This is a genomic window from Kitasatospora sp. NPDC002543 (assembly GCF_053594915.1).
On the sequence record NZ_JBSFWR010000098.1, the window covers coordinates 21856 to 31534 of the forward strand.

Annotated in this window: 8 protein-coding genes; 2 read left to right on the forward strand and 6 right to left on the reverse strand. The window is 75.0% G+C overall.

Features of this window, described 5'->3' with window-relative positions:
* Nucleotides 1-268 precede the first annotated feature (268 nt).
* Entirely contained in the window at nucleotides 269-1051 is a 783-nt protein-coding gene (locus tag ACWD4P_RS30550; protein WP_449781878.1) for an IclR family transcriptional regulator, read from the forward strand.
* Between the two features lie 88 nt (nucleotides 1052-1139).
* Here ACWD4P_RS30550 and ACWD4P_RS30555 read toward each other — a convergent pair whose 3' ends face one another.
* The 6 genes from ACWD4P_RS30555 to ACWD4P_RS30580 all read right to left on the reverse strand — a co-directional run bounded on the left by ACWD4P_RS30555 (nucleotide 1140) and on the right by ACWD4P_RS30580 (nucleotide 7992).
* Nucleotides 1140-1865, reverse strand: a complete 726-nt coding sequence (locus tag ACWD4P_RS30555; RefSeq protein WP_449781884.1) for a winged helix-turn-helix domain-containing protein — start codon at nucleotides 1863-1865, stop codon at nucleotides 1140-1142.
* 703 nt (nucleotides 1866-2568) lie between these two features.
* Nucleotides 2569-2751, reverse strand: a complete 183-nt coding sequence (locus tag ACWD4P_RS30560; protein ID WP_449781879.1) for a hypothetical protein — start codon at nucleotides 2749-2751, stop codon at nucleotides 2569-2571.
* Between the two features lie 391 nt (nucleotides 2752-3142).
* Nucleotides 3143-3796 carry a GTP-binding protein gene (locus ACWD4P_RS30565; RefSeq protein ID WP_449781880.1) on the reverse strand — a complete coding sequence of 218 codons (654 nt, stop codon included), beginning with the start codon at nucleotides 3794-3796 and terminating at the stop codon, nucleotides 3143-3145.
* Nucleotides 3777-4433, reverse strand: a complete 657-nt coding sequence (locus ACWD4P_RS30570; RefSeq protein WP_449781881.1) for a DUF742 domain-containing protein — start codon at nucleotides 4431-4433, stop codon at nucleotides 3777-3779. The genes ACWD4P_RS30565 and ACWD4P_RS30570 overlap by 20 nt, the downstream gene beginning before the upstream one ends.
* Before the next feature lie 8 nt (nucleotides 4434-4441).
* Nucleotides 4442-4861 (reverse strand): roadblock/LC7 domain-containing protein, encoded by a 420-nt coding sequence (locus ACWD4P_RS30575; RefSeq protein WP_049652175.1) that lies wholly within the window; start codon nucleotides 4859-4861, stop codon nucleotides 4442-4444.
* A complete protein-coding gene (locus ACWD4P_RS30580; protein ID WP_449781882.1) occupies nucleotides 4858-7992 on the reverse strand; it encodes a sensor histidine kinase in 3135 nt (1044 codons plus the stop codon). The genes ACWD4P_RS30575 and ACWD4P_RS30580 overlap by 4 nt, the downstream gene beginning before the upstream one ends.
* Nucleotides 7993-8519: 527 nt before the next feature.
* On the opposite strand from ACWD4P_RS30580, the gene ACWD4P_RS30585 reads away from it, so the two are divergent.
* Nucleotides 8520-9679: AMP-binding protein (locus ACWD4P_RS30585; RefSeq protein ID WP_449781883.1), on the forward strand; the 1160-nt coding region annotated here is incomplete at its 3' end.

The window sequence follows — 9679 nt, forward strand, 5'->3', positions numbered from 1 at the left end:
GCTGGCACCGGCCGGTCCGAGTGGCCGTCGGTGCGATGCGAGGAGCGTTCCACGGCAGGCGAGCCGGAAGCAAGCCTTTGCCACATGGTGGGATCGGTTGTTCATCAACGCCATTCCATTGCAACGTCGTCGAAACAAACCCGCAGCTCCGGCTGCCCTACGCTGAGACCGCCCCCGGCCGCCCGTCCGCAGTGCCGGACCGAAGAGCGCTCCGGACCGCAACGATCCACGACGAACCACAACCATTCGAACCGAAACGCGAGGTGCCATGGCCGAGGCCGCCACCGCCGTCCAGAGTCCGCCGGCCGGTGCGCAGGCCGTCCAACGCGCGCTGGGACTGCTGCACTGCTTCCACGACAACGGCCCCGACCTGAGCGCCTCGGACCTGGCCCGCCGAACGGGTCTGTCGGTCTCCACCGCGCACCGGCTGGCCCGCACGCTGGTCAGCGCCGGGTTCCTGGAGCAGGACGAGCAGACCGCCCGCTACCGGCTCGGCCCGGCCGTCGCCGAACTCGGCCAACTCACCTTCCACCAGCGCGGACTCCACCTCGCGGGGCCCGAGCTGGAGCTGCTGTCCCGGCGCACCAAGGCGACGGCCGACCTGGCGATCCGCAGCGGCCCCCACGCGGTGATCCTGGTCGGCGGCTCGGTCCGTCCGGACACCGGGCTGGGCCTGCGCCGCCCGCTGCACTCCACGGCGCTCGGCAAGGTCCTGCTGGCCTGGCCCCGCCCGGGCGGGGCACCGCCTCCGGCGCTCGGCCCGCTGACCTCCTTCACCGACCGCACGATCACCGAACATGCCACCCTGGAGCAGGAGTTGGCCAAGGTCCGGTCGACCGGACACGCCCTCAACGACGGCGAGTCGGCCACCGGGGTGCGCACGGTGGCCGTGCCCGTCCTGGACGGTACCGGGCAGGCCCGGTTCGCCCTGGCGGTCCGCTCGACACCCGCCCACCTCACCGACGACCGGCTGGACTGGTTCCTCGGCCACGCCCGCAGCTGTGCCGACGCCCTCGCCGTCCTCCTGCTGCCGCCGGACCAACGCTCCTGACCGCCGCCGCAGGCCGTTACGCAGGCCGGAGACGCGGTGGGCCGCCCGTCCAGGTGCAGGACGGGCGGCCCACCGCTTCGACCGACTGTCAGACCGCGGCCGGGGTGTACTTGTAGCCGACCCGACGGACCGTCACGATGGTGTCGCGGTAGGCCGGTCCGAGCTTGCGGCGCAGCCGGGCGACGTGCACGTCCACCGTCCGCCCGTCCCCGACGTGCCCGTAGCCCCAGACCGCGGAGACCAGGTGGTCCCGGGTGTGCACCCGCTGCGGGTGCTCGGTGAGGTGGGCCAGCAGCTCGAACTCCAGGTAGGTGAGGTCGAGCAACCGCCCGTCGACGTAGGCGCTGCGCCGCTCGGTGTCGACGGAGATGCCGCGCCCGGCGGGGCGGACCGGACGGGCGCCCGCGACGATGTGGGCGACGGGCGCGCCGGTCGCCGCGGCAGGGGCGGGAAGCGTGTGAGCCCCGGAGGCGATCGCGCCCCCGACTCCGCCCCCGACGCCGGCAGCGGCCCCGACGCCGGTACCGCTCGGGGCCCCCGGCAGGACGACGGCTCCCGCCGCCGGGCCCTCGGCCGGCACCAGCACCAGGTACCCGACCATCGGGCTGCCGGCCGAACCGCCGAACTGGGTTCCGTACTGGGCGAGCAGCCCCTGCGGCAGCGCGCCCTGCGGCAGGGTGGCGACGACGGTCGCACCCTCCGGCAGCGCGGCGAGCAGCGCCGGGGGCACCTGCGGGACCGTCGCGCCCGGCTGTGCGGCGGCGGAGGTCGGGAGGGCCGCCGGGCGGGTCGGGCCGCCGTGGGCCGCCCCCACCGGGGACGGCCCGGCATGGGACGGACGGGTCGCCGCCCCCGGCCATCGGCCGGAGACCGACGCCGGAACGGACGGTCCCTCGGCCCCGGGCGTGCCGGGACCGACCGGCACGGCGCTGGGAACGGGGGCGGAGGAGACCGGCGGGACGGAGCGGACCGCCCGCAGGTGCGGGGTCGCGGTGGGCAGGGGCAGGGTGGCCGTGGAAGAAGAAGACATGGTGTGCCGCTCATTTCGCGCGTGACGGACGGGGTGGAGTCGTCTGCGCGTCGACCGGGCGTACTGCCTGGGCTGGACCGGATCGAACCGGATCAGCGGGCGGAGGACCGGGACGCGCTGGGCGAGCCGGGACACGTCTGATCGAACAGGTGCGGCTGCCGGGACGGCCAGAACGGCTCAAGGTCGAAGCGACCCTGCCGGCCGTCCCCGGCGCGGTTCCCGCACCGGTTCCACCGTCCGGTCCGTCCACCCGCGCACATCGCGGTGGCCGTCCCGGTCATTCGGGTACGGCCGACGGTGCCGGGGGTGGTGGCGGGGCAGACGATGTTCACTGGTGTTCTCTCCGCTGGGCGGGTCCGGTTGGTCGGCCGCGGGCTCGCCGGACGGGCGGTCCGCTACGGCCTGGTCGACGGGTTTCGGCGGTGCGTCGGGAGGCGGACCGGGAGGGCCGGGTGGGCCGTCGGCGCCGGGGGACGTACCGGGAAGGTCAGGCCGATCGGCGACAACACGCGCTGCAGATCAGCGCCTGGTCGATGTAGCGGCGGACGGTGAGCGCCGGATCGGCGGCACCGGACACGGAAGCGCCGGACACGAAGGCGCCGGGCATGACGGCGCCGAGGACCGGGGAGCCGGGAACGGCGGTGATGATGTGTCGTCCGACGGTCGTCATGCTGCCCTCCCCGTTCGTTCCCCACGCGGCGGCACACCGTTGCCGGTGCCCACCGACGATGCCTCGCCGTTTCGCCGAAGGCCGGTTGCCGGTCGCAACGCCCGCGTGAACGGGGCGTTTCCGGCGCTCCCGACGGCATGGCCGGGCGGCCTACATCCACAGAGCCTTCCATGGCCGGGGCGGTCTCGGCAACCTTCGACGCAGTGAGCGTCCGGGATGCGGACACCTGAATGAGATCGCGGGCGGAAGGGGCAGGTCGGCGCACTCTCCTGCCGACCAGTCGCACCAGCGTCGCCGAGCCCGAGCGGGGCCGGATTCGCGCCGTCCGCGACCGGCACCCGCACCCGCACCCACACCCGGAACCCGAATCCGCCCGCCCGCCGAACCGCCGTCAGGCGCCGACCGGGGCCCGACGGTGCCGACCCGCCGCGGCGTGCTCGACCAGTGCGACGAGAAGGTCCTTGCCGTCCTGCCGCAGCCGAGCGTCGCAGAGCAGCACCGGGATGTCCGGGTCGAGGTCGAGCGCCTCGCGGACCTCGTCCGGCGAGAACCGCTCGGTGCCCTCGAAGCAGTTCACCGCGACCAGGAACGGGATACCCCGCTGCTCGAAGAAGTCGACCGACGGGAAGCAGTCGGCCAGTCGTCGGGTGTCCGCGAGCACCAGCGCGCCGAGCGCGCCACGCGCCAACTCGTCCCAGACGAACCAGAACCGGTCCTGCCCGGGCGTGCCGAACAGGTAGAGCGCGAGGCCAGGCCGCAGGTCGATCCGTCCGAAGTCCATCGCCACGGTGGTGGTGCGTTTCGCCTCCACCCCCGAGGTGTCGTCCACCGGGCGGCCCAGTTCGCTGAGCTCCTCCTCGGTGCGCAGCGGCCGGATCTCGCTGACCGAGCCGACCAGGGTGGTCTTGCCCGCGCCGAATCCGCCCGCGACCAGGATCTTCAGCGCGACGGCCGGACCGCCGCGCCAGCGCGGGTCATTGGCGTTCGCGGGACGGGCCGCACCGCCGTCCGGGCGGGGCTGGGGGTCAGAGCGCACGGAGTCCATTGATCACGTCTCGCAGCAGGCGCTCGTCCGGCAGCTCGGCGAGCGGAACGGGTCGGGTGACGCTGATCAGGTCGGCGTCGTGGAGGTCGCCGAGCAGCACCCGCACCACGCTGACCGGCAGGTCGGTGTAGGAGCCGAGCTCGGCGACGGAGAGCGGCTCGCGGCGGCACAGGGTGAGCAGCGTCTGGTGTTCCGGGTCGAGGACGTGCGCGGGTACGGCCCCCGCGACCGACCCGGGATCGACGGCGGTGACCAGCGAGATCAGGTCGAACAGCCCTTCCTCGACCGGCCGGGTGCGGCCGCGGGTCATCGAGTAGAGCCGCACCACCGGGCCGGCCTCGTCGTCGAACCAGCGGTCGTCGACCGGGGTCCGCGGCCGGAACAGGTCGACCTCGGGCCCGTCCGGGTCCGATTGCCCGCCCTGGTCCGGCTGCCCGCCCCGCGCCGAGGCTTCCGGGCCGCCGCGCGGACCGTCCGGACCGTCCGAACCGCCGGCGCCGGCCGGGTCATCCGAGCCGCCCGGGCCGTCGACGGCCTTCGAACCGCCCGCGCCGGACGGCCCGACCGCGCCCACCGGCACCTGGGGGCCGTCCGACGCGTCCGGGCCGTCCGGCACATCCGCCTTCGGATCCGCCATCGGACCGCTCATCTCACCGGCGGGGCGGTTTCGGTGCGCGGCTCGGCGGCCATGTGCTCGCCGACCCGCTTGACCAGCAGCGCCATCTCGTACGCGATCTGGCCGATGTCCGCCTCGGCCTCGCTCAGCACGGCCAGGCAGCTGCCGTCGCCGGCGGCCGTGATGAACAGGAAGGCCTCGTCCAGCTCCACCATGGTCTGCCGGACGCCGCCGACCTTGAAGTGCCCGCCGGCGCCCTTCGCCAGGCTGTGGAACCCGGCGGCGACGGCTGCCAGGTGTTCGGCGTCCTCGCGGTCGAGGTCGCGGGAGGCACCGGTGGCCAGGCCGTCGTTGGAGAGGATCACCGCGTGCCGCAGGGCCGCGACGCGCCCCACCAGGTCGTCCAAGAGCCAGTTGAGGTCCCCGGACGACTGCATCGACGTGGTCATGAATCAGTTCCTTCCGCTGGAGCGGGTGGTGCGTGTGGAGCGGGTGGAGCGGGCACTACGGGTGGTTCGGGTACGGCGGGTGGTGCCGGCGCACCGGTGTCCGGGCTCCGGCGGACCGGCTGCCCGGGCGGCACCCGCCGGGCGAGCGGCGCCCGGCCGGTGTCCTGCGGCGCGGGCAGCGCCGCCGGGGCGGGCGCCGGGGCGATCGCCCGGCGGGACCGGTCCGGGGGCTGCCAGGCCGGTACGGCGGTGGGCCGTCCCTTCCCCCGCACGGCACGATCGTCGGGCGTGTCGGGACGATCCGTCAACGGAGCGCCGGGGCGGTCCGCCGGCGCACCGGCGCGGTCCGCGGACGCGCTCGTGCGGTCCGCCGGAGCCGTGGCCCCTCGCCCCCGGGTGAAGCCGCGCTGGAACGAGGCGAAGGTGGCCCGGGCCTCCTCGGGAGAGCGCTCCCGGGCCTCGCGGGCCTCCTGGGCCCCTCCGCCGTCGCGGGAGACCCCGCCTTCCCGGCCTGTCAGGCCGTCCCGGGTGTCTCCGGCCGAGGACCCTCCGGCCCCGCCGTCGACCCCGGCCCCGTTGCGGAACCGTTCCTTCAGCTGCTCCGTGAGCTGGTCCCTGAGCTGCGGCGCCAGGTTCGCCTGCCGGACCCTCCGGGGCAGGCCACCCGCCGTCCGGGGCGCGGCTTCCACGGGCGGAGCCACAGCGGCCCGGGCGACAGCGGTCGGGACGACAGCGGCCGGAGCCGAGTCGGTCCCGTCGGCCCCGCTAGCACCATCGACTCCGGCACCGTCGACTCCGGCACCGTCGACTCCGGCAGCCGCGACGGCCGCCTCGGCCGCCGCCACGACGACGTCCTCCCGCCGGTGCCGCCCCGTCCCCGGCGCGTCCTCGGTGTCCACCGCGGGCGCGGGGACCAGCATCGGTCCGCCCTTGCTCCGCGAGACCCGGCGCGGCAGCCCGCCCGCCGTACGGCCCGTGTCCGGTGCGGACGGCCGCGGCCCGCCCGTCGTCCCGCGGTGCCTGCCTCCCACGCCATCGCCATCGCCGGCGCCGGCGCCCGCGCCCGCAAGTCCTCCGGCCCCGGTCCTGGCCGCGCCACCCGCACCGGCGGAACCGGCCGCGGACGCCGAGCGGGAGCCGCCTCCCGACCCGGGCACCGCGACCAGGTCGCGCTGGACGCGCCGACCGCCCGCCGCGGACCGCTTCCCGGCCGCGCCCGGCTCCGGCATCCCGTCCGGTGCCTCCGCGAGCAGCTCGCGCGGGATCAGCACCACCGCCGTCGTCCCGCCGTACGGGGACGGCCGCAGGTGCACCCGGATGCCGTGCCGCCGGGCCAGTCGGCTGACCACGAACAGGCCCAGCCGGTCGGTGTCGGCGAGGTCGAACTCCTGCTCCACGGCGAGGCGTTCGTTGATCTCGGCGAGCAGCTGCTCGCTCAGCCCGAGGCCCCGGTCGTCGATCTCCAGTGCGAAGCCGTGCGCCACCACCTCGCCCTGGACGGTGACCTGGGTGTTCGGCGGGGAGAACACCGCGGCGTTCTCGACGAGTTCGGCGACCAGGTGGGTGACGTCCGCGACGGCGCTGCCGAGCAGACCGGTGCCGGGGAACGGCCGGACGATCACCCGGGCGTAGTCCTCGACCTCGCCGACCGCCGCCCGGACGACGTCCACCATCCGGACCGGCTTGCGCCAGGCGCGCCCGGGCGAGCCGCCGGCCAGGATGATCAGGCCCTCGGCGTGCCGGCGCATGCGGGTGGTGAGGTGGTCGACCTTGAACAGGTCCTCCAGCTCCGCCGGGTCCTCGGTGCGGCGCTCCATGGTGTCGAGCAGGGTGAGCTGGCGGTGCAGCAGCACCTGGCTGCGCCGGGCCAGGTTGACGAAGACCGCCGAGACCCCGCGCCGCAGCTCGGCCTGTTCGACGGCGGCCTCGACGGCGGCCCGCTGCACCGCGTTGAACGCCTGGCCGACCTGGCCTATCTCGGCGTCCCCGAAGTGCAGCTCCGGGGCTTCGCTGGCCACGTCCACCGGCTCGCCCCGGCGCAGCCGCAGCATGACGGACGGCAGCCGGGTGCCGGCCAGCTCGTCGGCCGCGTTGCGCAGGCCGATCAGCTCGCGGGCCAGGCCCCGGCCGATCCGGAACGAGATCATGATCGACAGCACCACGGCGACCAGGCCGACGGCACCGGCGATGCCGCCGCGCCACAGCAGCCCGATCGAGGCGGAGTGCGCGCGCTCGTCCAGCCCGGTGGAGATCCGGCTGTTGATCGAGGCGAGGTCGCCGAGCGAGCGGTCCGCGGTCTCCCGCCAGGAGTCGCCGTTGAGCGCCTGGACCACCCGGTCGGGGCCGCCGGCGCCGATGAAGTCCGCCTCGGCGCGGGCCAGCGCACCCCAGGCCTCGCCGCCGCGCAGCGCGTTGTAGTCGGACTGGTCGGCGGGGTCGAGCTCGGCGACGTAGACGGTGAACAGCGCCTGCTGGTTGTGCAGGGCGTCCAGCGCGACCTGGTACTGCTCGGCGGTGGGCTTGGCGGCGCCGGTGCGCAGGCCCTCCATCGCCGCGTCCTCCTGCGACAGGTACTCGCGGGCGCGCACCAGCTCGATCAGGATGGTGCCCTGACGCGGGAGTTGGCCGCTCTGCCGGGCGACGTAGGCGGACCGGAAGCCGAACACCGGCTTGACCAGGTCGCTGTACTGCCCCAGCGCGAACTCCCAGTTCAGCGCGGAGCGACCGATCTGGGCGCGCAGCGGGCCGATCTGGTCGGCGGCGGCGATGATCTGCACGAAGCGGCCGCGCTGCGGGGCGGAGAGCTTTCCCGCCGGGCCGTCCTTCATCTGCCGCAGCACCTCCAGGCTGCGGTCGGTGGCGGCCTTGGCCCGCTCGTAGGCCTCCTGGGCGGCCGGCGAGCGCGGGTCGGCCAGCCGCTGGACGGCGGCGCGGCGCTCGTTCTGCAGGTCGCCGGTGTACCGGTCGACCGGGCCCGCGAACTCCTTGTACGTACGGCTGATCCCGAGCTGGTTCCAGACGTCCCCCGTGGTGGCGATCGTCGCGTAGGCCCACAGGGCGGTGAGCGCGACGATGGGCACCAGGAGCAGCGCGATGATCTTCGCGCGGATCGAGCTGCTGCGCAGACGCATGGAGTCCTCGGTCGGGAAGTGCCAGGCGCGGACGGGGAGCGGGGGTGGTGGCGGTGCGGGTGTCGGGCGGTGGGGAGCGGTACGGCGTCGGGCGACGGAGTGACGGGGTGACGGAGTGGGAGCGGTGCTGCGCCGGGCGGCGTGGAGGGCGCCGGGGAAGGGTCGGAGGAGGGGTGACCGGCCACAGGTCTGCGAGACTCTACTACGCCGTCACCGCTCGTTCGAGGGGCGAACCAGTTCATCGACCGGTCTCGTCCCGCACACGTCAGGAACCGGTCGCCCCCTCCCCCGCTCCGGGTCCGGAGGGTCCGCCGGTGCCCGTGAGGGCGGAATCGCCCCGCCGGGACGCGGCACCGGCGCGGAGCCCGCTTCCCGCGCGAATCCTCCCCCGCGCCTCCCCACGCACGACACCACCGGAGGGTGACCGTGCCGATCTCGTCGTGTCACCGCCACAACCCTGGGCAGTGACAGGGTGATCCGATAGTTTCGGCCCACCCCGTACTACCGGCACCGAACTGGGGAGGACTGTGCGCGAGTTCACCACCCCCGCCCCGGCCGCGCCCGAGGCCACCGGAGGACTCGCCGACTCCCTCTACGACACCGCCGAGCACGCTCCCGAGCTCGTCCAGCTGTCCCGGCGGGACGGGGACGGGCAGTGGCGGGACGTCACCGCCCGGGAGTTCCGGGCCCAGGTGCTGGCCCTGGCCAAGGGCCTGCTCACCCAGGGCGTGCGCTACGGCGACCGGGTCGCCCTGATGTCCCGCACCCGCTACGAATGGACGCTGTTCGACTACGCACTCTGGTCGATCGGCGCCATCACCGTGCCCGTCTACCCCACCGCCTCCCCCGAGCAGGTCCGCTGGATCCTCGCCGAGACCCAGGCCGTGGCCTGCCTGGTCGAGGACGAGGACGCCGCGATGACGGTCGGCGCGGTCTGCGACGCGCTGCCCGACCTCACCGGCATCTGGCAGCTGGACCGCGACTGCGTCGCCGCGATCACCGAGGACGGCCAGGGCGTGCCCGACGCCCTGGTGCACCGCCAGCGCCTCGGCGTCGCCGCCGAGAACATCGCCACGGTCGTCTACACCTCGGGCACCACCGGCCGCCCCAAGGGCTGCCTGATCACCCACGCCAACCTGGCCGCCGAGGCCGACGCCCTGCTCGCCGGCTGGGGCGACGTCCTGCGTGACACCGGCGGCGGACATCCCGCCACCCTGCTGTTCCTCCCCTTGGCGCACGTCTACGGGCGGGCCGTGCAGATCGCGGCGATCCGCGGCGGGTTCCGGATCGGGCACATCCCCGAGGTCTCCACCGACGCGCTGCTGCCCGCCCTGGAGACCTTCCGCCCGACCTTCCTGCACGCCGTCCCGTACGTCTTCGAGAAGCTCTTCCAGCAGGCCCGGCGGGCCGCCGAGGACGCCGGGCGCGGCGAACTCTTCGAACAGGCCCGGCAGGTGGCCGTCGACTGGGCCGCCGCCCGGGAGCAGAAGGCCTTCGGACGCGGCCCCGGCCCCGGCGCGGCCCTGCGGCTGCGCCACCTCGCGTACGAGCGGACCGTCTACCCGCGGCTGCGGGCGGTGCTCGGCGGCCGGGTGCGCAGCGTGATGTGCGGCGGCTCCACGCTCCGGCGCGAGCTGGGACTGTTCTTCACCGGCGCCGGCCTCCAGCTGTACGAGGGCTACGGGTT